This is a genomic window from Bradyrhizobium sp. 6(2017) (genome assembly GCF_011058295.2).
Lineage (GTDB): Bacteria > Pseudomonadota > Alphaproteobacteria > Rhizobiales > Xanthobacteraceae > Bradyrhizobium > Bradyrhizobium septentrionale.
In genome coordinates, this window is the sequence record NZ_CP049289.2 from 4,967,029 (window position 1) to 4,991,925 (window position 24,897).

Below are 24,897 nucleotides of genomic sequence, written 5' to 3' on the forward strand. Positions count from 1 at the left end.
GGCAACAGCGGCCAAAACAAGGCTCTTGATCGATCGATCTATCTCAGATGGCACTGCAATTGCCACGCCAATCTCACCCCATTTGACGGTCAGGACAACAAAACCGCCGGCCAAGCATCGGCCGACGGTTGCTTTGACGTTCACGAGTTCACGTTCGGCCAGCACTTACCCGCGATCGCTGCGCCGCCACGGGAACAGGTTGGCGGGGAAGTCCGCGGCCGGCTTGCGCTCGCGGGGCTCGGGAATCACCGGCCGCGCATTCGGATCCTTGACGATGACCTCGCGATAGAGATGCCAGGTGGCGTGACCAAGCAGCGGGATCACGACGGCAAGCCCGAGGAAGAACGGGATCGAGCCGAGCAGCAGCAGCACCGCGACGATCAGGCCCCAGGCGGCCATCGGCACCGGGTTCTGTGCCACGGCGCGCATCGACGTCACCATCGCTTCGCCGGCGGTTGCCTGGCGGTCCAGCATCATGGGGAAGGCGACCACGCTGATGCACAGCGCCACGAGCGCGAACAGGAAGCCGACACTGCAGCCGACCACGATCAGCCACCAGCCTTGCGGGGTGGTCAGCACGCGCGCGGCAAAATCGGGAATGTTGGCGGCGGTCTCATAGCCGAACACCGCCGTGTAGATCGCCTGGGCGGTCGCGATCCAGGTCACGAACAGCGCGAACAGCAGCGTTCCGACCCCGAGCATCGCGCCGAATGACGGCGACCGGAATACCTCCAGGGCATCCCATGCGGATGCTTCCCCGCCATCCTCGCGGCGGCGGCTCATCTCGTAAAGACCGATCGCGGCAAACGGGCCGAGCAGGGCAAAGCCCGCGGCCAGCGGAAACAGCAGGGGCAACACGGAATAACCGTGCACGGCGCGCGCCAGCACGAGGCCGAGCACCGGATAGATCAGACAAAGGATGATGGCGTGGCTTGGCACCGCCTTGAAGTCTTCCCAGCCGAGACGCAGCGCATGATGCAAATCGGACAGGCCGATGGTGCGGATGACAGGCGCAGATGCGGCGCCGCTCTGCGTCATCGATGTGACATTGCCTTGGTATTGACTGGCCATGGTCGTTGTCTCCCTCTGGACGGTCGCATTTTGCGCCCGGCGCGCGAGCACAAACGTACCGGCTCTCGAAACGATCACGATCAAGCCAGACGCGAAAGACAAAGCAGGGAACTGGCCGTGTCGCGAACTGTGCATTGAGGCTACTCCCAAACCGCGCCAAAAGCACTCACGCTTAAGTGAAATGTCGCATTGGCAGGCTATGGTGGGGGCGATACACTTTGTCGGCGACCTCGGTCAGGCGTCCCAGCGCCGTCTGGCCTTCACATCTCAACTCTCTTGGGAGCGAACGATGAGCATTTTCGGAAAAATCATGGGCGCGATCTTCGGCAGCAGCGCGAGTGCTGCGCCCGCCGGCGGCACCACCACAGCTCCCGCCGGTGGATCCGGCAGCACGTCGCCGTCTCCCGCCGCAGTGCCCGCCGGTGCGGCGCCCGCCCAGTCCGTTGACGTCGCCCCGATCCTCGACAAGGCGGTCGCCGCGAAGGGCGAGAAGCTCGAGTGGCGGACCTCGATCGTCGACCTGATGAAGGCGCTCGACATCGATTCCAGCCTGTCGGCCCGCAAGGAGCTCGCCAAGGAGCTCGGCTATTCCGGCGACACCAGCGATTCCGCCAGCATGAACATCTGGCTGCACAAGCAGGTGATGGGCAAGCTCGCCGCCAATGGCGGCAAGCTGCCTCCGGACATCAAGCACTGACGGGATCATCATCCCGCGCACGGCCAGGGCCAGCGCCAGCGCGGGCCCTTTTTTATGCGGCGGCGAACATCTATAGATCGGCCAACAACAAGGAGAACGCTCATGACTGATCTCGACCGCCGGACCATGCTTGCGACCGGCGCCTTCGCACTGGCAGGCGCCGCCGCGCAATCCGCGCCGGCCCATGCGCAGGCCGGACCGAAGGCGATATTTCCGGTCCCGGCGGTGACGATCCCGATCGTCGGCGAGGCCGAGGTGTTCCAGGTCCGCCGCATCTACTGCATCGGCCGCAACTATGCGGCGCACGCGATCGAGCGCGGCTCCGACCCGACCCGCGAGCCGCCGTTCTTCTTCCAGAAGCCGACCGACGCGATCCAGAATGTCGCCGTTGGTACCGTCGCCGATCATCCCTATCCCTCGCTGACCAAGAACTACCACCACGAGGTCGAGCTGGTCGCGGCGCTGAAATCCGGCGGCACTAACATCCAAGCCGACAGGGCGCTCGATCACGTCTATGGCTACGCGCTCGGGCTCGACATGACGCGGCGCGATCTGCAGAACGGCATGGCCGCGGAGAAGAAGCCGTGGGAGATCGGCAAGAGCTTTGACCACGCGGCGGTGCTCGGGCCGATCCATCCGGCTGATAAGACCGGCCACTTCACGCAAGGCGCGATCTCGCTCGCGATCAACGGTACGGTGCGGCAGAGCTCCGATCTGAAGAACATGATCTGGAGCGTAGCCGAGCAGATCGCAAAGCTGTCCGAGGCGTTCGAGCTGAAGGCCGGCGACATCATCTATTCCGGCACGCCGGAGAATGTCGGCCCGGTCGTCAAGGGCGACGTGCTGCTTTGCAAGCTCGAGGGCTTGCCGGACATGTCGATCAAGATCGTCTGACGGACAAGGCGCTAGCCCGCGAGATCCGCATATTCCGGATGCTTGCTGAGATAGTCCACCACGAAGCTGCAGCCGGCGATCACCTTGTGGCCGTCGGCGCGGATCAGCTCCAGCGCTCCCTTGACCAGCTCCGATGCGATGCCGCGGCCGCGCAGGGCGCGGGGCGTCTCGGTGTGGGTGATGATCACGGCCGAGGGCGTCTGCCGGTAGTTCGCAAAGGCGAGACCACCCTCGGTGTCGAGTTCGAAGCGCCTCTCGGCCTTGTTGTCGCGGACGGCAGCCATCGCAAAATCCCGGTTGATTCACAGGCCCTGATCTAAGCGCGTGAACCCACCGGTGCAAAGCCGCGACCAACCCGCAAATTGGCATTTGTGGATTGACGATATGCGCATTTTGGCCTGCCTGACCGCGGCATTGCTCGGCGCCGCCCTGACACTGCCAAATCCTCCGCAAGCCGCCGCCGGCGACGATCCGAACTGGCAGGCCTGCGTCGGCCTGACGACGGCACCTAGCGACCGTGTGACGGCCTGCAACGCCGTAATCGACGGCAAGACCGAGACCGGCAAGCGGCTGGCCGGGGCCTATTGCAACCGCGGCCACGGCCTGACCGAGAAGCGCGAGCTCGACGCCGCGCTCGCCGACCTCAACGAGGCGATCAAGCTCGATCCTGCCTACGCCTGCGCCTATTCCAATCGCGGCCGCGTCTACGCCTTCAAGCGCGATCTCGATCATGCGCTGGCCGACTACGACGAGGCGATCCGTATCGATCCGACCTTCGCGCTGGCCTACAATAATCGCGGCGACGCCTGGGCTACCAAGGGCGATCTCGACCGTGCGCTGGCCGATTTCAGCCTCACCATCAAATACAATCCGCAGCTCGCGACCGCCTATGGCAATCGGGGCTTTGCCTATTTCCGCAAGCGCGATGCGGCGCATGCGATCGCCGACTACACCGCCGAGATCAAGCTCGAGCCCAACGTGCTCGCCTATATCAACCGTGGCAACGTCTATCGCGACATCAATCAGCTCGACCGCGCCGCGGCCGACTATGGCGAGGCCGCGCGGATCGCGCCGACGGACGCGCGCGGCTGGCGCAACCGCGGCCTGATCCGCCTCTATCAGGACGACATCAAGGGCGGAATCGCCGATTACGACAAGGCGCTGCAATACGATCCGAATGACGCCTATTCCTGGAGCAACCGCGGGCTGGGCAAGATGCAGCTTGGCGACAAGAAGGGGGCCGCGGCCGATTTCCGCAAGGCGCTCGAACTGCGCCCGGATCTCAAGACCGCCCAGGAGGCGCTGGAGCGCCTCGGCGCGGCGCGGTGAGGTTCGACGCGGTCGGCCGGCGCTTCTGCGGCGTCGCACACAGCCCGCCAGGGCCTTGCGGGCCGATACGGTTCGATTAGGTTTGATATCAGACATACGCCCCTGAAGCGGCCGGATGGTCGACTGATATGGAGTGGCCGCTGACGTATGCCCCTTGTCGCAAGGAGGTTGGTCATGTCGAACAATCGTTTCTTCAACACACATCGCCCCTGGGAGGATTGGGTCGGCATGCTGCTCGGCGTGCTGATCATGGTCTCGCCCTGGTTTCCGATGCAGGTGAGCGGCGCCGTCGATATCGAGCGCAGCCATCTCGTCCTCAACAGCTTCATGGTCGGCATGCTGGTACTGGGCGTCTCCCAGCTCGAATATGTCGCACTGCATCGCTGGGAGGAGGTGGCGAGCATCCTGCTCGGCCTCTGGCTGATGATATCGCCGTTGGTCTTTGGCTACTCCGAAGACCAGGCGCTGCAGTTCTGGCACATCCTGCTCGGCGCGCTGGTCGCCGTGATCGGCGCGTTGCAGCTCTGGCAGGACTGGAACCTGAGCGAGCAGGAACTGGCCAGGCATCCGCAGTAGCGGTCCGGCCCAAGACCAACGGATTGACCGCCGCCGCGGTATCATGGCGCTGCGGCGGTCGGGCCTTGCCGAAGGCTGCGGCTTGGCGATAAACCGGACAGCACCATCCCCTTGCGGCGCTTGAAGACGCCCGGTTCTGACCGAGGAAATACCCGATGACCGTCCTGATCCTGCCCAGTCTGTTGTGCGTGTCGGCGGGGCAGCAATGAGCGGGGAGGCTTCGACCGCGCCGCGCGGCGGGATCGCGCGGGTGTCGCGCCGGGTGATGAACCTGGCCTACATCCTGACCCAGAACGCCCGCCGCCACGGCGATCGGCCCGGCTTCATCTGGAACGAGAAGGCCTGGTCGTGGCGCCATATCGACCAGAACGTCTCGGCGCTGGCGGCGGCGCTCGCCGCGCGCGGCATCGTCAAGGGCGACCGTATCCTGGTGCATTCCAGGAACTGCGACGAGATGTTCTGGTCGATGTTCGCGGCCTTCCGGCTCGGCGCGGTCTGGGTGCCGACCAATTTCCGCCTGATGCCGGACGAGGTCGCCTATCTGGCAGCAGCCTCGGGCGCCCAGGCGTTTCTGTGCCACAGCGATTTCCCCGAGCACGCCAAGGCGGCCACCAATCCCGCGCTCGAATTCGTCTGGCGGATCGGTGAGGAGGGCACGTTCGGCGAGGCGACGCTCGGCGACGTCATCGCCAAACACGCCGGCGCTGCGGTTGAGAACGTCGCGGTCGAGTACGACGACCCCTGCTGGTTCTTCTTCACCTCCGGCACCACCGGCCGCTCCAAGGCCGCGGTCTTGACCCATGGCCAGATGGCCTTCGTGATCACCAACCATCTCGCCGACCTGATGCCCGGCACCACCGAAGACGACGCCTCGCTGGTGGTGGCACCGCTGTCGCATGGCGCTGGCGTGCATCAGCTGGTGCAGACCGCGCGCGGCGTGCCGACCATCCTGCTGCCGTCGGAGAAGTTCGACATCGCGGAGGCGTTCCGCCTGATCGCCAAGCACCGTGTCAGCAACATGTTCACGGTGCCGACCATCCTGAAAATGATGGTCGAGCATCCCGCTGCCGACCAGCATGATCATTCCTCGCTGCGCTACATCATCTATGCCGGCGCGCCGATGTATCGCGAGGACCAGAAGGCGGCGCTGAGCAAGTTCGGCGGCGTGCTGGTGCAGTATTTCGGGCTCGGCGAGGTCACCGGCAATATCACCGTGCTGCCGCCGGGCCTGCATGATCCCGAGGACGGGCCGCATGCGCGGATCGGCACCTGCGGCTTCGAGCGCACCGGCATGCAGGTATCGATCCAGGGCGACGACGGAAGCGAGCTAAAGCCGCACGAGACCGGCGAGATCTGCGTGATCGGCCCCGGCGTGTTCGCCGGCTATTACGACAACCCCGAGGCCAACGCGAAGGCGTTTCGCGACGGCTGGTTCCGCACCGGCGATCTCGGCCACATCGACGAGGAGGGCTTTGTCTACATCACCGGCCGCGCCTCGGACATGTACATCTCCGGCGGCTCCAACATCTATCCGCGCGAGATCGAGGAGAAGCTGCTGACGCATCCCGCGGTCGGCGAGGTCGCGGTGCTCGGCGTGCCCGATCCGTTCTGGGGCGAGGTCGGCGTCGCCGTCTGTGTCGCGCGCGAGGGGACCGAGGCGGTCGCGGAGGCCGAGCTTGCCGCCTATCTCGCGCCAAAAGTGCCGCGCTACAAGATGCCGAAGCGCTTCTTCTTCTGGGAGGCGCTGCCGAAGTCCGGTTATGGCAAGGTGCCGAAGCGACTGATCCGCGACGAGCTCGAGGCGCGCGGGTTGCTCGAGGTGATTGCCAAATCGACGGGCGCTTGAGGCGATGCGCAGCATCGCCCAGCCCGGCGCTCCCATCCCCGAGCGCATCCAGTGGGTCGCCGCGCGCGGCCGCGCCTTTTCATTCGTGCTGGAAGCCGGCATTCCCTTGCTCGAGGCCGTGCGCCGCGGCTTTGCGGCGGAAGGATTTGCCGGCGGCGTGCTGAGCGCGAAGGCCGGCGCGCTCGGCCCGTTCGCCTATGTGATGCCGGCGCTGTCGAAGGACGGCGTCAACGCTGCGTTCTACAGCGACACGTTCCGTCCCGACGGCGTGACGCGGCTCAAGCTCGCGGCGCTGACCTTTGGCGAACGTGACGGCGCGCCGTTCTTTCACTGCCACGGATTGTGGACCGAGGCCGACGGCCGTTGCAACGGTGGCCACATGCTGCCGGAGGAGACCATCGTCGCCGAGCCGTTCGAGGTGAATGCGTTCGGGATCGACGGCGCGACGTTTCTGGCGGAGCCCGACAGCGAGACCAATTTCAAGCTGTTCGGTCCGGTCGCAACCGAGCCGCGCGGGGCGAAGGCGACGCGCCATGCCTACGCGTTGCGGCTGCGGCCGAACCAGGATTTTGCCTGCGCGCTGGAGGGCTTTTGCCGCCAGCACGGCATTTTGCGCGCGCGGGTGCATGGCGGTGTCGGCTCGACCATCGGCGCCATCTTCACCGACGGCCACAGCGTGGTGCCGTTCGCGACCGAGCTTGCGCTGACCGCAGGCGAGATCGCGCCTGATGCGGATGGCCGGCTGCACGCCGAGCTTGACATCGCGCTGGTCGACTATCTAGGCGGCATCGCCGAGGGACACCTGGTGCGCGGCGACAATCCGGTGCTGATGACGATGGAGCTGGCGCTCGAGGTGCTGGAAGAGACGGAGCGGCCGTAGGGGTGGGGTGAGCTTTCTCCCCACGGTCGTCCCGGCGAAGGCCGGGACCCATACTCCGCAGCAGTTGTTGGAGAGGGACTCGTCCTTCCAGCGTCGCGCAACAATAGTCATTCGGTTATGGGTCCCGGCTCCCGTGCGCAATTGCGCACTAGGCCGGGACGACATCGAATTTGTTGCGCGGTCTGCGAGTAGAACGTTGCTTCGGAAGCGAGGTCTATTGGAATGGCGTGGGGATATGGTTTCGCTTCCGAACCGCGGGGAGTTCGAAGCGCTGGCTGATTTCAATCCGGCTATCTGCAACGAAAGTCGCAAACGGCGTAACCCACTTGCGCGCCGTAGCGCGCTTGAAACGTAAGCCCGCGGCCGACTAGAATTGCGAGAAAGGGGGGCGTCCTGCGGTAGGAGGCTCGTCGATGACGCCACGTTTTGCTTTGATCGTTTTTTCAATTGTATTTGGCTTGGCCGTTACATTCGCCGCGATCACGACGTCCAGGCATATTACGGCTTCTCAGGCTGCCACCACCGCGCGCGCAACTTGATCGGAGAGGCCACGGGGCAAGCGCCGCCGCCTGGTCAACTCAGGCGACGACGCCCGTCTGAGGGCCTCAGGGCGAAGCCCGCGCTCAGCGTAGGCAGCTGTTATGAACGGTTCGTATACCGGCGGGCAATGCGACCGTGGTTCCCTTAGAACGAAGCGTATGCGTTTCGAAACGCAATCGCGCCGGCAATTGAGCGCGGCCGCGTGCGCACGGCATGGCCGTCGTTGCCGCTCTGTATGATCCACTGACCGTTCTGCTGGCCCACGATCTTGCCGACGTGGTGACGCCAAACCACGATCGTGCCGACCGAAGGGCCACCCGCATTGCTGCCGTATCGCGCCCAGGATCGTGCCAGATTGAACTGTGGACCCGGATCGCTACCGACCTGGGTGCGCATGAACCATCCGCACCACGCGGCTGGGCGGCCGGAATGTGCATGATGCCGATGACGGTGATGGCCGCGGGCTTCGGCGGCAGAAGAAGCAAGGGCCGAAAGCACGGCAACCGCAGTCAGAAGTTTACGCATTACAAAGTCCTTCTTGTTGTTGGTAGAGGATCCTTGGTGTGGGGAGGGGCGCAGCGATAATCTGCGATTGGTAGCGAAGGGACCGCATCGGTCCGGCGACGCTCGCGAGGCGGGAACATGGCCCGCTCAGGCCTTTAAGAAATGGGCTATGGCCAAAATATGGCCGGGGTTCCGCGCCCGGCGCGTGTCTGCCACCATATCGTTCCCGTTACGTTCTTGACGGTGCCTTGGCCATCTGAGACCTTGGTTGGCGCGGCCGCTGAGCGCTGGGAGGCAGGACGAATGGCCAGAGGACGAAACCGCCCGATCAACATGCCCGCGCCATACCTGCGGCGGGTCTGGCTCGACCCCGCGCGTATTCCCAACCGCAAGGCCTACCCGTTCGTGCTGCCGCTGCTGCGCGACGATTTCGAGCTGAGCTTCGACAAGGCTATTACCATCATCGTCGGCGAGAACGGCACCGGCAAGTCGACGCTGCTCGAGGGGATCGCCGTGCTGGCCGGCTATGACGACGCCGGCGGCGGCAAGGGCTACATGCCGGTCGATCACGGCAACGCGGTCGAGAAGATGGGCGGCTCGCTTGCGACCGCGCTCCGCGCGAGCTGGCTGCCGAAAATCACCAAAGGCTGGTTCTTCCGCGCCGAGAGCTTCTTCTCGGTCGCCAGATATCTCGACTCCGTCGCCAGTCCCTATGCCGACTTTCTATCGCATTCGCATGGCGAGGGCTTTCTGCGCTTCTTCGAGGAGCGTTGCCAGCGGCAAGGCATCTTCATCTTCGACGAGCCGGAATCCGCGCTGTCGCCGTCGCGCCAGATCGAATTCCTCAAGCTGCTGCACCGGATGAACGGCACCGGCCACTGCCAGGTGATCATGGCCACGCATTCGCCGGTCCTGATGGCCTATCCGAACGCCACGCTGTTGCGGCTCACCAAGTACGGGCTCGAGCCGGTGAACCTGAAGGACACGGATCACTACAAGGTCATGCGCGAATTCTGCGACGACCCGAAGGGGTTCGTCGACGCGGCGATCGCCGAGTGAGGGTGACAGGCAGGCTTGCCTCCCGGGGAAGAAGGAGCCCGCGACTTCGCTCTGGTGCTAGCAGGCGGTCCCCGATCCGGTCTAAACCTCGACCCATAAGCTTCGGCACGCGCTTGGCGGCAGACCGACAGATCAGGGAGACGACATGAGGAGAGCGATCGCGAAGGTTGGCGTCGTGGTGGCGGCGTTGGCCGTGCTAGGGGCCGCCTGGGCCCACGGGCCGACCCGGCAGAAGGTGCGGGAATCCATCGAGATCGACGCGCCGCAGGCCAAGGTGTGGGCGGTGATCGGCAATTTCCAGGACATGAGCTGGCTTCCCGGCGTCAGCAAAACCGAGGGCGAGAAGGGCAACGAGATCGGCGCCACGCGGCGGCTGACGCTTTCGCCCGGCGCCACCGTCGACGAGGAGCTCTACAAATACGAGCCCGAGATGATGAGCTATTCGTACCGGATCACGGCGGTCGACGTGAAGGTGCTGCCGGTCACCAATTATTCCTCGACGCTGTCGCTGTCGCCGGCGCCCGGCGGCAAGACGAAGCTGGAATGGACCGGCGCGTTTTACCGCGGCTTTCCGAACAACGACCCGCCGCCGGAACTGAGCGACGAAGCCGCGGTGAAGGCGGTGAGCGGGCTCTACCGCACCGGCCTTGAGGCGTTGAAGAAGAAGATCGAGAGCGGCAGCTGAGCATGCGGGCGATCGTTGTCGCGGCGCTGCTTGGCCTCGGCGCCGCCCATGCCGAGGAGGCGTTCGTCACCAACCAGCTCAGCGACGATCTCACGGTGGTCGATCTCGCGACGTCGAAACCGGTCGCGACCATCGCGATCGGCGGCAAGCCGGCCGGCGTCGCCGTCAGCAATGACGGCCGCTTCGCCTATGTGACGTGCCCCGACGCCAAGGCGCTGACCGTGGTCGACGCGTCAGCGCGCAAGGTGGTCGGCCGGGTCGATGTCGGCGGCGGGCCGCTCGGCATCGCGGTCGCGCCCGACGGGGCAACGGTCTATGTCGCCAACTGGTACGCCGCCGCGGTACGGGTGATCGATGCCAGGGAACAGCGGGTCGTCGCCAGCATCGCGGTCGGCGCATCGCCGTCTGGGCTCGCGGTGACGCCGGACAGGCGCTTGCTGCTCTCGGCGGACCGCGACGACGACAGCGTGTCTGTTATCGATACCTCGACGCGGGAGCGGAGAGGGATCGTGAAGGTCGGCACCCGTCCGTTCGGCGTCACCATCGATGCCGAGGGCAAGCGTGCCTATACCGCCAATGTCGGCTCCAACGACGTCTCCGTGATCGACATCGCCACCGCGCGTGAAATCGGCCGCGTCCATGTCGGCCTGCGCCCCTATGCCGTGGCGCTGGCGCAGGGCCGCGGTTTCGTCACCGACCAGTATGACGGCAAGGTCAGCGTGTTCGACCTCGCGACCTTGCAGCCGTTGAAGCGGATCAATGTCGGCGATTACCCCGAAGGCATCGAGGCGACGGCGGACGGCAAGCGGATCGTGGTCGCGAACTGGGAGAGCAACACGCTCAGCGTGATCGATGCCGCCGAGCTGAAGGTCGTGGGCGAGATCAAGGTCGGCGACGGGCCAAGGGCGTTTGGGGCGTTTCTCAGAAGGACGGAGTAGGGCGGTGCTGGCGGAGTAATGTACCGATAGCGCTGCGAATTCGGTGCCAGCCGTTTGGCCAATTCACCCAACACGCGTCATGCCCGGGCTTGTCCCGGGCATCCACGTCTTGGCTTCTGCAGCAAGTAAGACGTGGATGGCCGGGACGTAGGCGAGCGGAAGCGACGCCGTCCTTCGGACGGCTATGCCCGGCCATGACGGATGTGGGAACACCGGCGCAACGCTCCTTGATGCCACACGCGATACAGGGCGGGTTTGCCGCACCGCGGTAGACACGATCTCTGCACGCCCGGTGAGCGCCAATGCTATAATCTCGGCCGAACAAGGGAAGACAGGGAGGATGCCATGCATCATACCTTGGTGCCCAGCGACCGCGTCGAGCATGTCTGCGTGTTCGGACGCGACGGCACGAAGCTCGGATCGATCGAGCGGCTGATGCTCGACAAGGTGAGCGGAACAGTGGCCTACGCCGTGATCAAGACCGGCGGCGTGCTGAGTACCCACCACCACTTTCCCGTCAGATGGACCGCGCTGCGATTTGATCCCGAGCGGCAGGCCTTCGAGGCCGAGGTGACGCTGGAGGACCTGCGCACAGGGCCGTCCGAGTTGGACGGCGACGCGTTCGACTGGGGCGACCGCTACACGCACCCGAATTACTGGGCGGTGTAGCGAGAAGCTGAGGTTGTCCGAACGTCGTAGCCCGCATGAGCGAAGCGACATGCGGGATCAGCTGTCATCGTTGACAGCAGGTCCCCGGATATCGCTTCGCTCATCCGGGCTACTTGCTTGCTATACGATCGCGGCAAGTCGTTCCCTGATGTCGCGGTAACTTGACCCTATGACGCCGAGCTTCGGATGATACCGCAGTCCGGATACCTCTTTGTCCGCGGCAGCAAGAGCCGTGCGTGCGGCGTTCCTGGCCGAGTCGGTCAGTCCGCAAGCGCTCTGAATGAGGGCGCGGCTGCCGTAGAAGCGGAACGCAGTAACTGGAAACAATGGTGGTTGACTTCCGAACTCATCAAGTATCGCGAGGGCCGTCTCGTAGTAGTTCGAGAGTTCGTTTGTCGCGACGATCCACACAAAATCAAGCCATGCCCATGTCTGATTATTTGGCTTGATGCGCATCGTCTGGATCGCGCGTTCATAGTACGCGAGGGCGCCCTCAATGTCCCCCGACGCGGCAAGACAGTCGGCTTTTGCGGAGAGCGCTTGTACGAATCTGATCGAATCTGAGTAACGATCGATCACGTAGTCGAAAAGCTTTATCGCGCTGGCGTAGTATTGAGGACCTGTCTCCAATAGCGTGAAGCCTTGGATAAAGACATACTGCGGCCGATTTTGTTCTCGCGCTTTGCGCAAGCGGTGCCAAAATTCGGTCTGATCTTCTTGCGACCAAGATTGCCTTCGGAACCAGTCAACACCCATAAGACCAAGCCAGAAGTGTTTTGACGCCTTGGGACATCAGGGATCCCAATCTACTCCGCCGCCTCGCTCGCGCTGCTCTTCCTCGGCTTGCTGTTGGCCTTCTTCAGCACCGGCGCCAGGAATTTGCCGGTGTAGCTGCGCGGCGCCTTGACGATGTCCTCGGGCGGGCCCCAGGCGACGATCTCGCCGCCGCCGTCGCCGCCTTCGGGGCCGAGGTCGATCACCCAGTCGGCGGTCTTGATGACCTCGAGATTGTGCTCGATCACCACCACCGTGTTGCCTTGGGCGACCAGCTCGTGCAGCACCTCGAGCAGTTTTGCCACGTCGTGGAAGTGCAGGCCCGTCGTCGGCTCGTCCAGGATGTAGAGCGTGCGGCCGGTGGCGCGCTTTGACAGCTCCTTCGCCAGTTTGACGCGCTGGGCTTCGCCGCCTGAGAGCGTGGTGGCCTGCTGGCCGACATGGATGTAGTCGAGGCCGACGCGGTGCAGGGTCTGGAAGGTCTCGCGCACCCGCGGCACCGCCTTGAAGAATTCGGCGGCTTCCTCGACCGTCATGTCGAGCACGTCGGCGATGCTCTTGCCCTTGAACAGCACCTCCAGCGTCTCGCGGTTGTAGCGCTTGCCCTTGCAGGTGTCGCAGGTGACGTAGACGTCGGGCAGGAAGTGCATCTCGATCTTGATGACGCCGTCGCCCTGGCAGGCTTCGCAGCGGCCGCCCTTGACGTTGAAGGAGAAGCGCCCGGGCTCGTAGCCGCGCGCCTTCGCCTCCGGCAGGCCGGCGAACCATTCGCGGATCGGCGTGAAGGCGCCGGTATAGGTCGCGGGGTTCGAACGCGGCGTGCGGCCGATCGGCGACTGGTCGATGTCGATGATCTTGTCGATGTGCTCGAGGCCCTCGATGCGGTCGTGCGGTGCGGCGCCTTCGCTGGCGTTGTTCAGCTTGCGGGCGATCGCGCGGTACAGCGTATCGATCAGCAATGTCGACTTGCCGCCGCCGGAGACGCCGGTGACGCAGGTGAACAGGCCGAGCGGGATTTCGGCCGAGACGTTCTTCAGATTGTTGCCGCGGGCGTTGATCACCTTGATGGTGCGGCGGTGGTTCGGCGGCCGCCGGTCCGGGATCGCAACCGACAGCTCGCCGGTCAGATATTTGCCCGTCAGCGATTTCGGGTTGCGCATGATCTGGTCGGGCGTGCCTTCGGCCACGATGTGGCCGCCATGCATGCCGGCGCCGGGGCCGATGTCGAGCACGTAGTCGGCAAGCCGAATGGCGTCCTCGTCATGCTCGACCACGATCACGGTGTTGCCGAGGTCGCGGAGCCGCTTCAACGTGTCGAGCAGCCGGGCATTGTCGCGCTGGTGCAGGCCGATCGAGGGTTCGTCCAGTACATAGAGCACGCCTGTCAGCCCCGAACCGATCTGCGACGCCAGGCGGATGCGCTGGCTCTCGCCGCCCGACAGCGTGCCGGAGGAGCGCGACAGCGTCAGGTAATTCAGGCCGACGTCGAGCAGGAAGGTCAGGCGCTCGCGGATCTCCTTGAGAATACGCGCGGCGATTTCGTTCTGCTGCGCGTTCAGTGCCGCCGGCACCGTCTCGAACCATTCGCCGGCGCGCCTGACCGAGAGCTCCGAGATCTCGCCGATATGCTTGCCGCCGATCTTGACGCACAGCGCCTCGGGCTTCAGCCGATAGCCGTTGCAGCCGGCGCAGGGCACGTCGGAGAAATATTTGCCAAGCTCCTCGCGCGCCCACTCGCTCTCGGTCTCGCGGTAGCGGCGGTTGATGTTGGTGATGACGCCCTCGAACGGCTTCTTGGTGTCGTAGGAGCGGACGCCGTCCTCATAGGAGAACTTGATCTCGTCGTCGCCGGAGCCATGCAGCAGCGCGGCCTGCACCTTCTTGGGCAGGTCCTTCCACTTGGTGTCGAGCGTGAACTTGTAGTGCTTGCCGAGCGCGGTCAGGGTCTGGATGTAATAGGACGAGGAGGATTTCGCCCAGGGCGCGATCGCGCCCTTGCGCAAGGTCAGCTCCTTGTCGGGGATGACGAGGTCCTCGTCGATATGCTGCTCGACGCCAAGGCCGCCGCAGGCAGGACACGCGCCATAGGGGTTGTTGAAGGAAAAGAGTCTGGGTTCGATCTCGGGGATCGTGAAGCCCGAAACCGGACAGGCGAATTTTTCCGAGAACAGGATGCGTTCGGGGCCGCTCTTGTCGTGGATCTTTGCGGTCTTCTTCCTGTCCTCTTTCTTCTCGTCCTGCGCGGCCGCCGGCGCGTCGGCATATTCGATCACGGCGAGGCCCTCGGCGAGCTTCAGTGCTGTCTCGAAGCTCTCCGCGAGGCGCTGCGAAAGGTCGGGGCGCACCACGATGCGGTCGACCACGACGTCGATATCGTGCGGGAATTTCTTGTCGAGCGCCGGCGCCTCCGACAGCTCGTAGAAGGTGCCGTCGATCTTGACGCGCTGAAAACCCTTCTTGAGGTACTCGGCGAGCTCCTTCCTGTACTCGCCCTTGCGGCCGCGCACGACCGGCGCCAGCAGATAGAGGCGGGTGCCTTCCGGCAGCGCCAGCACGCGGTCGACCATCTGCGAGACGATCTGGCTTTCGATCGGCAGCCCCGTGGCTGGCGAATAGGGCACGCCGACGCGCGCCCACAACAGGCGCATGTAGTCGTAGATCTCGGTGACGGTGCCGACCGTGGAGCGCGGGTTCTTCGACGTGGTCTTCTGCTCGATCGAGATCGCAGGAGACAGGCCGTCGATCTGGTCGACGTCGGGCTTCTGCATCATCTCAAGGAATTGCCGCGCATAGGCCGACAGCGACTCGACGTAGCGTCGCTGGCCTTCGGCATAGATGGTGTCGAATGCGAGCGACGACTTGCCGGAGCCGGACAGGCCGGTGAACACCACCAGTCTGTCGCGCGGAATCTCGACGTCGATGTTCTTCAGATTGTGTTCGCGCGCGCCGCGGATCGTGATGGCGCGCGATGAGGAGCCGGCGTTCTGTTGGCGCTTCGCCTTGAGCACTTCATCCATTGCGACAATTCCGGGCGCATGATCGGGCGCCTTTTGGGCGCGCATCGCCGGTGCTGCCGGGACCTTGCGCCGATGGGTGAGAAGACTGGAACGTAGGAAGAACGGCGGCAGATTTCCAGTGCTGAGTCGTCTCCATCAACGGATAGTTTGCCCGATGGCAGCAGCCGTCAGCAGGGCTGGTTCCGGCAACGAAAAAGGCCGGCGTTAGGCGCCGGCCTTCCGTGTGAGGTCGTAGCGAAACGACCAGTCCCTGGCTCAGTACTTGGCGACGATCGGGCCGCCGAAGTGATAGTTCACGCCGAACTGGACGCTGTGCAGGTTGAGGTCGCCGGAGGGCACGCCGAAGTAGTTTTCGCTGCTCAGGCTGCGATACAGGTACTCGCCCTTGATCGACCACTGCGGCGCGATGAAGGCTTCGATGCCAGCGCCGACGGTCCAGCCGGAGTGGAAGTTGCTCTGCGAGGTAGTCAGGCCGAAGCCGCTAAGGATAATCTTGTTGTCGATCCAGGCATAGCCACCGGTGCCGTAGAACAGCACCTTGTCGACCGCGAAGCCGAGGCGGCCGCGCACGGTGCCGAGCGCGTCGATCTTGCTCGTCGCGGTGATGCCAAAGCCGGTGGCGGAGGCATTGACGTCAGCCCAGGCGCCGTCGGCCTCAAGGCCGTACACGATGTTGCTGGCCTGCCAGTTGTAGCCGATGGTGCCGCCACCGAAGCCGCCTTCCATCTTCGGATTGCCGGAATCCTCGCTGGCATAGCCACCGAAGCCGCCGATGTAGAAGCCGGTCCAGTTGTAGATCGCGGCCGGCGGCGGAGCCTTCACGTAGGGGGCGCGTGCAGCCATGTCGGCGGCCATCGCAGGTGCAAAAGTGCTCAGTGCGAGCATGCCGGCCGATGCCAGCAAAACATTCCTGATTTTCAAAGTCCGAGTCCCGTTTTCTTGCCCATTTTCTTGTCCCTCCAAACATTGGAGGGAGCGTCACGGGAATGTTGCGTGACGAGCAAAAGTTTCTACACAGAAATCGCGGAGGTTGTGTAACCGGGAAACCACAATGCACGGAAAACGAGCGCGCGAGGTGCGCACGTACCAATAGGAGAGCCGGCGCGAGGCTGGCTCCGGTCTCCGATGCTATGGACCGGGGCGTTCGGCCGTTCGATCGCGCAAACAAAAAGGCCGGCGCAACGCCGGCCTTTCGTCTGGATCAGATCCGCTGCGTGCGATCAGTAGCGCGGAACGACCGGGCCACCCCACTTGTAGTTCACGCGGACGGTGACGAAGTCGACGTCCTGGCGGTCGCGGATGGTGCTGAACAGCGCGCCATTCGGGGTGGTGAGGTTGTAGGTCTTGTCCTGCATGAACAGGTGGTCGTATTCGATACCAGCGGTCCAGTTCGGCGCGAAGCCGACTTCGATGCCGGCGCCGATGGTGCCACCCCAGCGGGTGTCGGTGGCGCGGCCGCCGAGCGCGCCGGTCGGCGTGAAGTAGGTGCTGAAGCGGTTGTCGGTCAGCGCTGCACCGCCCTTGGCGTAGAGCAGCACGTTGTTGACGGCGTAACCGATCTGGCCGGTGAACAGGCCGAACGCGTCGATCTTGCTCTGGTTGGTGAACAGGCCCGGGAAGATCGCGCTGCCGTTGCTGCCCTTCAGGTCAGCCCAGTCGCCCTGCGCTTCGAGGCCGAACACCCAGGTGCCCGCCTGCCAGCGATAGCCGATCTGACCACCGGCGACGCCGCCCGTCGCATCGTGGCAACCATCCGATCCGATGAAAGTGCCGCCCGGGAGCTGATCCCAGCAATTGTGGCTCGAACCCCAACCGCCGTTGGCGCCGATATAGAAGCCGCTCCAGTCATAGACGGCGGCGATCATCGGCGGCGCCTTGGTATAGGGGCGGGCAGCCAGATCGGCCGCCGCCGCCGGCGCGGCGAACGCAATCAGAGCAACGGTCGCGAGCAAAAACTTCTTCATCATCAATCCCCAGCTTCCCAAATCGGCTTCCAACTGGTCCCGAAGCACGATCTCAGACGCGAGCGCCCGCGCCATGGTTGGAATCTATACGCTGATTCAACCGGAAACGCCGTCTCCCAAATGCAACACTCGCGGAAGAAGTGCCGACCACGCAAGGTGCTGATTTTGTTGCAAGTTTTCTGAGTGATCACTGCGGGGCAACCGCTGATCCCGTGACCGGCGGCCACGCCAACGCCGTCGCCGGCTGCTACGGCAGGTTGTGGCGAACAAAACTGGAACGGTGACGGCGGCGATGCTATATCTCGATCTCAATAATCGTGGATAACCGCGCGACGGCAAAGGCGTCGGGCCGGCGCCGGCGTATAGGGTCATCCACGACGCCTGCAATGTAAGTGGCGAAGGTTGAGAGTGGCGGCCGATGTCCGGCGCCCGGTTTTTGAGTGGAGATGATGCGATGGCGGGAAGCGTGAACAAGGTGATCCTGGTTGGAAACCTCGGCAAGGATCCGGAAATCCGGCGGACGCAGGATGGCCGTCCGATCGCAAATCTGTCGATCGCCACCTCGGAAACCTGGCGCGACAAGGGCACCGGCGAGCGCAAGGAAAAGACCGAGTGGCACCGCGTCGTGATCTTCAACGAAGGTCTCTGCAAGGTCGCCGAGCAGTATCTGAAGAAGGGCGCCAAGGTGTACATCGAGGGTCAGTTGCAGACCCGCAAATGGACCGACCAGAGCGGCGTCGAGAAGTACTCGACCGAGGTCGTGCTGCAGGGCTTCAACTCCAACCTGACGATGCTCGACGGGCGCAGCGGCGGAGGCGGCAGCTTCTCCGATGATGGCGGCAGCGATTTCGGCTCGGCCGGACCGGTCAGCTCGGCGCCGCGCCGTGCAGTCGCCGCAGGCGGCCGCAACAGCGATATGGACGACGACATCCCGTTCTGACGAGATCGCGCCTCCCACATTCTGTCAGGCGTCGCCCTCGTGAAGATCATTTCCCGGGGCGGCGGTACGACGTGCGAGGGAAGTCCTTTGTGTGGACTATGAGGATAATCTCGTATCAATCTGATATTACGTGATTATCGGAAGATGCCTTTGCGGGTTCCCCGTGCTTTGACACAGGCTTATGTGAATGATATTTACATCGGCCTGCGGCGAGCGATGCCTGGCCGCGCGCATCACCCGAGGGCCGCCATCATGAGCCTCGCGCCATTGCTCGACGCTGCGCCTGCGATCCCGTTCCATGCCTTCGCGGCGATGGCCGCCTTCGTGCTCGGCTCGATTCAGCTCGCCGCACCGAAGGGCACGCTGCCGCACCGGACGCTCGGCTGGATCTGGGTGATCCTGATGCTGATCGTCGCAGGGAGCTCGTTCTGGATCCACCAGATCCGGCTGCTGGGCCCATGGAGCCCGATCCACCTGCTGTCGATCTTCTCGCTGGCGATGCTGGTGCTCGGCGTGACGGCCGCGCGAAGCCACAATGTCCGCCGCCACAAGTTCACGATGATCGGCATTTTCTTCGGCGCGCTGGTCATTGCCGGGCTGTTCACCTTCATGCCCGGGCGGATCATGCATGCCGTGATCTTCGGCCAGTAACTGAGCGAAAAAGGGCATTGCGAAGCCGGTTCCGCCTGGTCTTCGCGAGCTCGCATTTTGCTACGCAGAGCAGGCCCGCCAGGAACCTGCAATGTCGCCGGTAAGTGCATGAAAAAACGAAGGGAAAAACGGCTTGCCGGAGCCGCGTAAGGGTGGTTATCAGGCCCTCGATACGCTATATGATTCCCCAACAGAACTGACCGGATTTCCCCTTTGTCCGAACCCGAAGACGACAAGCCCGGCGAGCCGCCGGTGCCCTCAGATATTCGTCCCGTTTCCATTCTCGACGAGATGAAGAAGTCCTACCTCGATTACGCGATGAGCGTGATCGTGTCGCGTGCGCTGCCCGATGCGCGCGACGGGCTGAAGCCGGTGCACCGGCGCATTCTCTACTCGATGCATGAGCAGGGACACACACCGGACAAGAAGTACGTGAAATCGGCGCGCGTCGTCGGCGACGTGATCGGTAAGTATCATCCGCACGGCGACCAGTCGATTTACGATGCGATGGTCCGGATGGCGCAGGACTTCTCGCTGCGCGTGCCGCTGATCGACGGGCAGGGCAATTTCGGCTCGGTCGACGGCGATCCGCCTGCGGCCTATCGATATACCGAGGCCCGGCTGACGAAGGCGGCGCTCGCCGTTCTCGCCGACATCGACATGGACACCGTCGATTTCCAGCCGAACTACGACAATTCCGAGCGGGAGCCGTCAGTTCTGCCGGCCCGGTTCCCGAACCTTCTGGTCAACGGCGCCGGCGGCATCGCAGTCGGCATGGCGACCAACATCCCGCCGCACAATCTCGGCGAGGTCGTCGACGCCTGTGTGGCGCTGATCGACAACCCGGCGCTTTCGATCGACGAGCTCATCAACATCATTCCCGGACCGGATTTCCCAACCGGTGGCGTCATCCTGGGACGCCAGGGCATCCGCTCGGCCTATCACCTCGGCCGCGGCTCGATCGTGATGCGCGGCAAGGTGGCGATCGACACCATCCGCAAGGATCGTGAAGCGATCATCATCACCGAAATTCCCTATCAGGTGAACAAGGCGACGATGGTCGAGCGGATCGCCGACCTGGTGAAAGAGAAGAAGATCGAGGGCATTGGCGATCTGCGCGACGAGTCCGACCGCGACGGCTATCGCGTCGTCATCGAGCTGAAGCGCGAAGCGGTGCCCGATGTGGTGCTCAACCAGCTCTATCGGTTCACGCCGCTGCAGTCGAATTTCCCCGCCAACATGCTGGCGCTGGATTCCGGTCGTCCGCAGACGATGAATCTGAAGGACCTGCTCACCATCTTCGTCGCGTTCCGCGAGCAGGTAGTGACCCGGCGGACCAAATTCCTGCTCGGCAAGGCGCGCGACCGCGCCCACATCCTGGTCGGCCTTGCGATCGCGGTCGCCAATATCGATGAAATGATCCGCGTCATCAGAACCTCGCCCGATCCGAACACCGCGCGCGAGGCCCTGATGTCGCGCGACTGGCCGGCGCGCGATGTCGAAGCGATGATCACGCTGATCGACGATCCCCGGCATCGCATCAACGACGACGGCACGCTCCGGTTGTCGATGGAGCAGGCGAGGGCGATCCTCGACCTGCGGCTGCAGCGACTGACCGCGCTGGGGCGGGACGAGATCTCCGAAGAGCTCGACAAGCTCGCAGCCGAGATCGCCGACTATCTCGACATCCTGCGGTCGCGCGCCCGCGTTCAGGCGATCATCAAGACCGAACTGGCCGAGGTGAAGCAGCAGTTCGCAACCCCGCGCAAGACCGTGATCGTCGAGCAGGAAGACGAGGTCGAGGACGAGGACCTGATCCAGCGCGAGGACATGGTCGTGACGGTGTCGCACGCGGGCTACGTCAAGCGCGTGCCGCTGTCGACCTACCGGGCGCAGCGCCGCGGCGGCAAGGGCCGCGCCGGCATGCAGACCCGCGACGAGGATTTCGTCTCGCGCCTGTTCGTGGCGTCCACCCACACGCCGGTGCTGTTCTTCTCCTCGCGTGGCCAGGTCTACAAGGAGAAGGTCTGGCGGCTGCCGATGGCAGCGCCGAATGCGCGCGGCAAGGCGCTGATCAACATCCTGCCGCTGGAGCAGGGCGAGCGTATCACCACGATCATGCCGCTGCCGGAGGATGAATCCTCCTGGGGCAATCTGGACGTGATGTTCGCGACCACCAGCGGCACCGTTCGCCGCAACAAGCTGTCCGACTTCGTCGACGTCCGCCGCTCCGGCATCATCGCCATGAAGCTCGGGGAGGGCGAGGCAATCGTCGACGTGCAGATCTGCACCGAGCGTGACGACGTGCTGCTGACCGCCGCCGGCGGGCAGTGCATCCGTTTCCCGGTCACCGATGTGCGCGTCTTCACCGGCCGCACCTCGATGGGCGTGCGCGGCATTGCGCTGGCCGAGGCCGACAAGCTGATCTCGCTCGCGATCCTGCGCCATGTCGAAACCACTTCCGACGAGCGCTCGGCGTATCTGAAGATGCGCCGTGCGGTGGCCGGCGAGACCGCGGCCGAGGAGCCGGTCGAGGCGGAAGGTGAGGAGACGGCGAACGACGCGATCCAGCTGTCGCAGGAGCGCTATGCCGAGCTGTCGGCGGCCGAGCAGGTGGTGCTCACGGTCTCCGTCAACGGCTTCGGCAAGCGGACCTCGTCCTACGAGTACCGTACCACCGGCCGCGGCGGCAAAGGCATCGTCGCGATGAGCGTCAACAACCGCAACGGCAATTTGGTGGCGTCGTTTCCGGTCGAGGACGCCGACCAGATCATGCTGGTCACCGACAAGGGCCAGCTGATCCGCTGCCCGGTGGCCGACATCCGCGTCGCCGGCCGCTCGACCCAGGGTGTGATCGTGTTCGACACCGCGGAGGACGAGCACGTCGTCTCGGTCGAGCATATTCCGGAGGAGGAAAACGGCGCGAACGGGAACGGCGAGTAAGGCCGTTCCCGAACGTGGTTCGTTGCATGCGGCTCCAGGTCAGGCCCCGCCGCGGGTTGATTCATCCCTGATTGCCTGGGCGGGCCGGGCTGCGCCTGTGCGTCGCTTCGCCGAGCTTCGGCACTCGCTTCTCCGTTCGACGAAAGCGACCCGCTCAGGGCGTCTGGGAGGCAGATAGCATTGTAAACAGTACGCTATCGCCGTCTCTTTGCGCTGTTTCGCGGGACGTCGCGTAGCCGTGCACGAGCTCCAGGCCGCCTTCGGAAATATGCCATTTCCAGCGCGTTGGCTCGTTCTGCGCAATCACGGTAACCTCAAGGAGGCGAACGCGGCTTTGTTTGGCCATCTTGCCGATATGCGTCCTGGGCGGCCCGTTTGCCAGTGCGGCCAATTTGGTCGCGCAGGGGTTATCTCTTCTTCTTCGGCGGCGGCGGTGGCGGATCGATCTCGGCGATTTTGCGCAGGCAATCGGCTTCGGTGTCATGCGGGCCCGTCACGAATGTTCCGCTGACTTTTGTGGAATACCAGCCCGAAATCACGCCGAGGCGGACGGACTCTTCAGTCTTGACGTGACGAGGCGAGAGATTTTGCATCAAGGTCTTTCGGTGAGCGCGTTCCGAAACTGTGTCGAACGCGCGGAGGAGGCTTTCAACCATCCGACTCGAACATTCGTCGGGTTCGACTCGCGCCGGCAAGCCGCGCCAGTTCGGCAAGCGCCTCCGTTCCTGCGCGCTATCGCAGCAAATAGCCATCATTTTCTCGCGCGATGCGGGTATTTGTCCGATGAGGCAGATCGTGCCTTGTATTCGACCTCTTCGTAGCCATGTCGGTGGTACAAAGAGGGATGCATTTCGAATGAAGCTTCGCGTCGGATTCGAAATGCACTACGAGTTCCCGCAGCCGACGCCCATCATCATGGTGCTGGGCACGCATTTTACGCGCGCCTCCGACATCATCGTCCCCGACCACCTGACCACCACCCCCTCGGTGCCGATCACGCCGTATCGCGACGGATTCGGCAATTGGTGCAGCCGTATCGTTGCGCCGGCCGGTCCGATGCGGCTGGCGGCCGATGGCGTCGTGCGCGACAGCGGCGCGCCTGATCCGGTGTTTGCTTCGGCCGGCCAACACGCGGTCGAGGACCTGCCGTCGGACACGCTGGTCTATCTGCTTGGCAGCCGCTATTGCGAGACCGACCGGCTTTCGGAAATCGCATGGAAGTTGTTCGAGGGCACGCCGCCGGGCTGGCCGCGGGTCCAGGCCATTTGCGATTTCGTCCATCGCCACATCACTTTCGGCTACGAGCACGCCCGCGCCACCAAGACGGCGTGGGAGGCCTTCAACGAATGCAGGGGCGTGTGCCGCGACTACGCGCATCTCGCTATTGCCTTCTGCCGCTGCATGAACATTCCAGCGCGCTATTGCACCGGCTATCTCAGCGACATCGGCACCCCGCTGCCTTGGGCTGCAGGTGATTTCGCCGGCTGGTTCGAGGCCTATATCGGGGGGCGTTGGCATATGTTCGATCCGCGCAACAACGTGCCGAGGATCGGCCGGGTTCTGATCGCACAGGGACGGGATGCCTCCGACGTTCCGATCACGCAGACATTTGGGCCAAACACACTGGTTTCGTTCAAGGTCTGGACCGATGAGGCCGCGTCATGACGGATGATCCCCAAACCCTCAGTGCGGACGAGTTCGCCTCCCTGGTCGAGGTCGGCAAGGGCGAAGCGCAACGGGAGATTCCCCAGTTGCACTGGGAGCGCCTTGTTGGTCTCGGCTACGCAGTCAGACGGCTCGGTGAACTCGGCCTGACTGCATCCGGCATTCGTCGTCTCGCGGCGGGCGAATAGACGTTCAGGCCCTTCGGCGTCCGATTTGGGTCAATGAGCCAAGCCCTGACCGGTCGAATTCTCGAGTTCTCTGGTGAGGCCGGCCAGCGCGTCCGCCCGGCCGATCTGGGCGAACCAGCACCACAGCTCCAGCGTGCAGGCGAGCCGGTAGAGCGCGATCGTGGCCTCCCAGTCGGGGCGGTCGCGGGTGCCGTGCCCCGCGAGCAATCCGTCGCGCTTCGGCGCATCCTTCGGCATGAAGTAGTAGAGCGCCTTGGCGATATCCATCAGCGGATCACCGGCGGTGGCATTCTCGAAATCGACGATGCCTGAGAGTTGCGGTGCGCCTTCCGGCGTTACCAGCACGTTTCCGGCATGGAGATCGTAGTGGCACAGGCGGGGCCGGTCGGCGGCGTCGAGCAGGTCGCTGCGTGCAGCAATGCTGTCCCGGAGCCGCTCCGCGAGCGCCGGGTCGCCGCCGCGCGTGCAAAACTCCGTCAGCTTTCGCTCGAACTGGGCGGACATGTAGGCGCGGTTGGTCGGGTGCGGCGTCCAGACCCCATGCGGGCCGATATAGCCGAAGCTGTCGAGGGTGATGTCGTTGATGCGGCGGAGCGCTTCGCCCATGGCGGCGTAGATCGCAAACAGCTCCTGATCGGTCAGGGCCGGCTCGCGGCCGCCGAGCACGACGCCGTCGAGCTTCGTCATCAGCACGAAGCTGAGGTCGATCACCGAACGCGTGTCATCGGCGACGAGAATACGGGGAACGGGGATGTCGACCTTGTGCAACAGCCCGAGGACGTGGACCTCCTTCGCCATCTTCCATTGCAGCTGCGCGGGATAGACCTTGAGGATGCAGCTTGGTGCGTCCGCCAGCGCGATCTCGAGGATCGTGCTGATCTCGCCGCCGCGCAGTTCGATCACGTCGCGCACCGCTGCGCCCGGCGCGACGCGGCTGATAATGGCCTGCGCCTGGTCGATCGCAATCGCCAGCCGCGGCTTCAGCTGAAGGGGCGGATCGTCGGACATTCCCGGAGATCACTCGTAGCCCGGATGCAGCGAAGCGAAATCCGGGGGCTTGCGATACG

General features: G+C 64.2%; 24 protein-coding genes and 1 pseudogene. 16 read left to right on the plus strand and 9 right to left on the minus strand.

Features of this window, described 5'->3' with window-relative positions:
* Positions 1-165: 165 nt before the first annotated feature.
* The gene (locus tag G6P99_RS23110; RefSeq protein ID WP_029082672.1) at positions 166-1,071 is read right to left on the minus strand and encodes a DUF2189 domain-containing protein; all 906 of its coding nucleotides are present in this window, start codon (positions 1,069-1,071) and stop codon (positions 166-168) included.
* 289 nt (positions 1,072-1,360) lie between these two features.
* On the opposite strand from G6P99_RS23110, the gene G6P99_RS23115 reads away from it, so the two are divergent.
* Together G6P99_RS23115 and G6P99_RS23120 are read left to right on the plus strand one after the other, a co-directional pair.
* A complete protein-coding gene (locus G6P99_RS23115) occupies positions 1,361-1,768 on the plus strand; it encodes a DUF3597 domain-containing protein (RefSeq protein ID WP_029082671.1) in 408 nt (135 codons plus the stop codon).
* Between the two features lie 102 nt (positions 1,769-1,870).
* Entirely contained in the window at positions 1,871-2,662 is a 792-nt protein-coding gene (locus G6P99_RS23120; RefSeq protein WP_029082670.1) for a fumarylacetoacetate hydrolase family protein, read from the plus strand.
* 11 nt (positions 2,663-2,673) lie between these two features.
* Here the strand turns inward: G6P99_RS23120 and G6P99_RS23125 are convergent, their stop codons facing one another.
* Positions 2,674-2,946: a GNAT family N-acetyltransferase gene (locus tag G6P99_RS23125; protein ID WP_029082669.1), complete on the minus strand. Its 273-nt coding sequence runs from the start codon at positions 2,944-2,946 to the stop codon at positions 2,674-2,676.
* A 100-nt stretch (positions 2,947-3,046) separates the two neighbouring features.
* Here G6P99_RS23125 and G6P99_RS23130 point away from each other — a divergent pair, with 100 nt between their 5' ends.
* From G6P99_RS23130 to G6P99_RS23145, 4 genes are all read left to right on the plus strand, one after another.
* Positions 3,047-3,991, plus strand: a complete 945-nt coding sequence (locus tag G6P99_RS23130; protein WP_029082668.1) for a tetratricopeptide repeat protein — start codon at positions 3,047-3,049, stop codon at positions 3,989-3,991.
* Positions 3,992-4,165: 174 nt separating this feature from the next.
* Positions 4,166-4,567, plus strand: a complete 402-nt coding sequence (locus G6P99_RS23135) for an SPW repeat protein (RefSeq protein WP_029082667.1) — start codon at positions 4,166-4,168, stop codon at positions 4,565-4,567.
* A gap of 205 nt (positions 4,568-4,772) precedes the next feature.
* Positions 4,773-6,413: an acyl-CoA synthetase gene (locus G6P99_RS23140; RefSeq protein WP_051346494.1), complete on the plus strand. Its 1,641-nt coding sequence runs from the start codon at positions 4,773-4,775 to the stop codon at positions 6,411-6,413.
* 4 nt (positions 6,414-6,417) lie between these two features.
* Positions 6,418-7,293 (plus strand): PCC domain-containing protein, encoded by an 876-nt coding sequence (locus tag G6P99_RS23145; protein WP_029082665.1) that lies wholly within the window; start codon positions 6,418-6,420, stop codon positions 7,291-7,293.
* A gap of 684 nt (positions 7,294-7,977) precedes the next feature.
* Here the strand turns inward: G6P99_RS23145 and G6P99_RS23150 are convergent.
* Positions 7,978-8,229: a hypothetical protein gene (locus G6P99_RS23150; protein WP_029082664.1), complete on the minus strand. Its 252-nt coding sequence runs from the start codon at positions 8,227-8,229 to the stop codon at positions 7,978-7,980.
* Between the two features lie 522 nt (positions 8,230-8,751).
* Between G6P99_RS23150 and G6P99_RS47715 the strand changes: the two are divergent.
* The 5 genes and pseudogenes from G6P99_RS47715 to G6P99_RS23170 form a co-directional block, all read left to right on the plus strand.
* Positions 8,752-8,847: pseudogene (locus tag G6P99_RS47715) on the plus strand (AAA family ATPase); the annotation flags it as partial.
* A gap of 78 nt (positions 8,848-8,925) precedes the next feature.
* A complete protein-coding gene (locus G6P99_RS47720) occupies positions 8,926-9,396 on the plus strand; it encodes an AAA family ATPase (protein ID WP_414645600.1) in 471 nt (156 codons plus the stop codon).
* A 145-nt stretch (positions 9,397-9,541) separates the two neighbouring features.
* A complete protein-coding gene (locus G6P99_RS23160; RefSeq protein WP_029082662.1) occupies positions 9,542-10,081 on the plus strand; it encodes an SRPBCC family protein in 540 nt (179 codons plus the stop codon).
* A gap of 2 nt (positions 10,082-10,083) precedes the next feature.
* Positions 10,084-11,019 carry a cytochrome D1 domain-containing protein gene (locus G6P99_RS23165; RefSeq protein WP_029082661.1) on the plus strand — a complete coding sequence of 312 codons (936 nt, stop codon included), beginning with the start codon at positions 10,084-10,086 and terminating at the stop codon, positions 11,017-11,019.
* Positions 11,020-11,364: 345 nt separating this feature from the next.
* Positions 11,365-11,688 (plus strand): PRC-barrel domain-containing protein, encoded by a 324-nt coding sequence (locus G6P99_RS23170; RefSeq protein WP_029082660.1) that lies wholly within the window; start codon positions 11,365-11,367, stop codon positions 11,686-11,688.
* A gap of 120 nt (positions 11,689-11,808) precedes the next feature.
* On the opposite strand, the gene G6P99_RS23175 is transcribed toward G6P99_RS23170, so the two are convergent.
* From G6P99_RS23175 to G6P99_RS23190, 4 genes are all read right to left on the minus strand, one after another.
* Entirely contained in the window at positions 11,809-12,444 is a 636-nt protein-coding gene (locus G6P99_RS23175) for a tetratricopeptide repeat protein (RefSeq protein WP_165123523.1), read from the minus strand.
* 50 nt (positions 12,445-12,494) lie between these two features.
* Entirely contained in the window at positions 12,495-15,479 is a 2,985-nt protein-coding gene (gene uvrA, locus G6P99_RS23180) for an excinuclease ABC subunit UvrA (protein WP_165123525.1), read from the minus strand.
* 255 nt (positions 15,480-15,734) lie between these two features.
* On the minus strand, positions 15,735-16,394 hold the full coding sequence (locus tag G6P99_RS23185; RefSeq protein ID WP_029082657.1) for an outer membrane protein: 660 nt from the start codon (positions 16,392-16,394) through the stop codon (positions 15,735-15,737).
* A gap of 305 nt (positions 16,395-16,699) precedes the next feature.
* Positions 16,700-17,443 (minus strand): outer membrane protein, encoded by a 744-nt coding sequence (locus G6P99_RS23190; RefSeq protein WP_029082656.1) that lies wholly within the window; start codon positions 17,441-17,443, stop codon positions 16,700-16,702.
* A 454-nt stretch (positions 17,444-17,897) separates the two neighbouring features.
* On the opposite strand from G6P99_RS23190, the gene G6P99_RS23195 reads away from it, so the two are divergent.
* The 3 genes from G6P99_RS23195 to gyrA all read left to right on the plus strand — a co-directional run bounded on the left by G6P99_RS23195 (position 17,898) and on the right by gyrA (position 21,977).
* The gene (locus G6P99_RS23195) at positions 17,898-18,383 is read left to right on the plus strand and encodes a single-stranded DNA-binding protein (protein WP_029082655.1); all 486 of its coding nucleotides are present in this window, start codon (positions 17,898-17,900) and stop codon (positions 18,381-18,383) included.
* 252 nt (positions 18,384-18,635) lie between these two features.
* A complete protein-coding gene (locus G6P99_RS23200) occupies positions 18,636-19,034 on the plus strand; it encodes a DUF2306 domain-containing protein (protein ID WP_029082654.1) in 399 nt (132 codons plus the stop codon).
* A gap of 213 nt (positions 19,035-19,247) precedes the next feature.
* Positions 19,248-21,977, plus strand: a complete 2,730-nt coding sequence (gene gyrA / locus G6P99_RS23205) for a DNA gyrase subunit A (protein ID WP_029082653.1) — start codon at positions 19,248-19,250, stop codon at positions 21,975-21,977.
* Between the two features lie 407 nt (positions 21,978-22,384).
* Here gyrA and G6P99_RS23210 read toward each other — a convergent pair whose 3' ends face one another.
* The gene (locus tag G6P99_RS23210) at positions 22,385-22,570 is read right to left on the minus strand and encodes a hypothetical protein (protein ID WP_029082652.1); all 186 of its coding nucleotides are present in this window, start codon (positions 22,568-22,570) and stop codon (positions 22,385-22,387) included.
* A gap of 262 nt (positions 22,571-22,832) precedes the next feature.
* On the opposite strand from G6P99_RS23210, the gene G6P99_RS23215 reads away from it, so the two are divergent.
* Both G6P99_RS23215 and G6P99_RS23220 read left to right on the plus strand, forming a co-directional pair.
* Positions 22,833-23,642 carry a transglutaminase-like domain-containing protein gene (locus G6P99_RS23215; RefSeq protein ID WP_029082651.1) on the plus strand — a complete coding sequence of 270 codons (810 nt, stop codon included), beginning with the start codon at positions 22,833-22,835 and terminating at the stop codon, positions 23,640-23,642.
* Positions 23,639-23,830: a hypothetical protein gene (locus G6P99_RS23220; protein ID WP_029082650.1), complete on the plus strand. Its 192-nt coding sequence runs from the start codon at positions 23,639-23,641 to the stop codon at positions 23,828-23,830. The genes G6P99_RS23215 and G6P99_RS23220 overlap by 4 nt, the downstream gene beginning before the upstream one ends.
* A gap of 30 nt (positions 23,831-23,860) precedes the next feature.
* Here the strand turns inward: G6P99_RS23220 and G6P99_RS23225 are convergent, their stop codons facing one another.
* A complete protein-coding gene (locus G6P99_RS23225) occupies positions 23,861-24,838 on the minus strand; it encodes a phosphotransferase family protein (RefSeq protein ID WP_029082649.1) in 978 nt (325 codons plus the stop codon).
* Positions 24,839-24,897: the final 59 nt, after the last annotated feature.

Coding starts and splice junctions, on each gene's coding strand:
- G6P99_RS23150 (WP_029082664.1), bottom strand. CDS start 8,229: ATGCGCACCCAGGTCGGTAGCGATCCGGGTCCACAGTTCAATCTGGCA.
- G6P99_RS23130 (WP_029082668.1), top strand. CDS start 3,047: ATGCGCATTTTGGCCTGCCTGACCGCGGCATTGCTCGGCGCCGCCCTG.
- G6P99_RS23110 (WP_029082672.1), bottom strand. CDS start 1,071: ATGGCCAGTCAATACCAAGGCAATGTCACATCGATGACGCAGAGCGGC.
- G6P99_RS47720 (WP_414645600.1), top strand. CDS start 8,926: ATGGGCGGCTCGCTTGCGACCGCGCTCCGCGCGAGCTGGCTGCCGAAA.
- G6P99_RS23120 (WP_029082670.1), top strand. CDS start 1,871: ATGACTGATCTCGACCGCCGGACCATGCTTGCGACCGGCGCCTTCGCA.
- G6P99_RS23195 (WP_029082655.1), top strand. CDS start 17,898: ATGGCGGGAAGCGTGAACAAGGTGATCCTGGTTGGAAACCTCGGCAAG.
- G6P99_RS23145 (WP_029082665.1), top strand. CDS start 6,418: ATGCGCAGCATCGCCCAGCCCGGCGCTCCCATCCCCGAGCGCATCCAG.
- G6P99_RS23210 (WP_029082652.1), bottom strand. CDS start 22,570: ATGCAAAATCTCTCGCCTCGTCACGTCAAGACTGAAGAGTCCGTCCGC.
- G6P99_RS23190 (WP_029082656.1), bottom strand. CDS start 17,443: ATGAAGAAGTTTTTGCTCGCGACCGTTGCTCTGATTGCGTTCGCCGCG.
- G6P99_RS23165 (WP_029082661.1), top strand. CDS start 10,084: ATGCGGGCGATCGTTGTCGCGGCGCTGCTTGGCCTCGGCGCCGCCCAT.
- G6P99_RS23220 (WP_029082650.1), top strand. CDS start 23,639: ATGACGGATGATCCCCAAACCCTCAGTGCGGACGAGTTCGCCTCCCTG.
- G6P99_RS23135 (WP_029082667.1), top strand. CDS start 4,166: ATGTCGAACAATCGTTTCTTCAACACACATCGCCCCTGGGAGGATTGG.
- G6P99_RS23225 (WP_029082649.1), bottom strand. CDS start 24,838: ATGTCCGACGATCCGCCCCTTCAGCTGAAGCCGCGGCTGGCGATTGCG.
- G6P99_RS23170 (WP_029082660.1), top strand. CDS start 11,365: ATGCATCATACCTTGGTGCCCAGCGACCGCGTCGAGCATGTCTGCGTG.
- G6P99_RS23115 (WP_029082671.1), top strand. CDS start 1,361: ATGAGCATTTTCGGAAAAATCATGGGCGCGATCTTCGGCAGCAGCGCG.
- G6P99_RS23215 (WP_029082651.1), top strand. CDS start 22,833: ATGAAGCTTCGCGTCGGATTCGAAATGCACTACGAGTTCCCGCAGCCG.
- G6P99_RS23140 (WP_051346494.1), top strand. CDS start 4,773: ATGAGCGGGGAGGCTTCGACCGCGCCGCGCGGCGGGATCGCGCGGGTG.
- G6P99_RS23125 (WP_029082669.1), bottom strand. CDS start 2,946: ATGGCTGCCGTCCGCGACAACAAGGCCGAGAGGCGCTTCGAACTCGAC.
- G6P99_RS23200 (WP_029082654.1), top strand. CDS start 18,636: ATGAGCCTCGCGCCATTGCTCGACGCTGCGCCTGCGATCCCGTTCCAT.
- uvrA (WP_165123525.1), bottom strand. CDS start 15,479: ATGGATGAAGTGCTCAAGGCGAAGCGCCAACAGAACGCCGGCTCCTCA.
- G6P99_RS23175 (WP_165123523.1), bottom strand. CDS start 12,444: ATGGGTGTTGACTGGTTCCGAAGGCAATCTTGGTCGCAAGAAGATCAG.
- G6P99_RS23160 (WP_029082662.1), top strand. CDS start 9,542: ATGAGGAGAGCGATCGCGAAGGTTGGCGTCGTGGTGGCGGCGTTGGCC.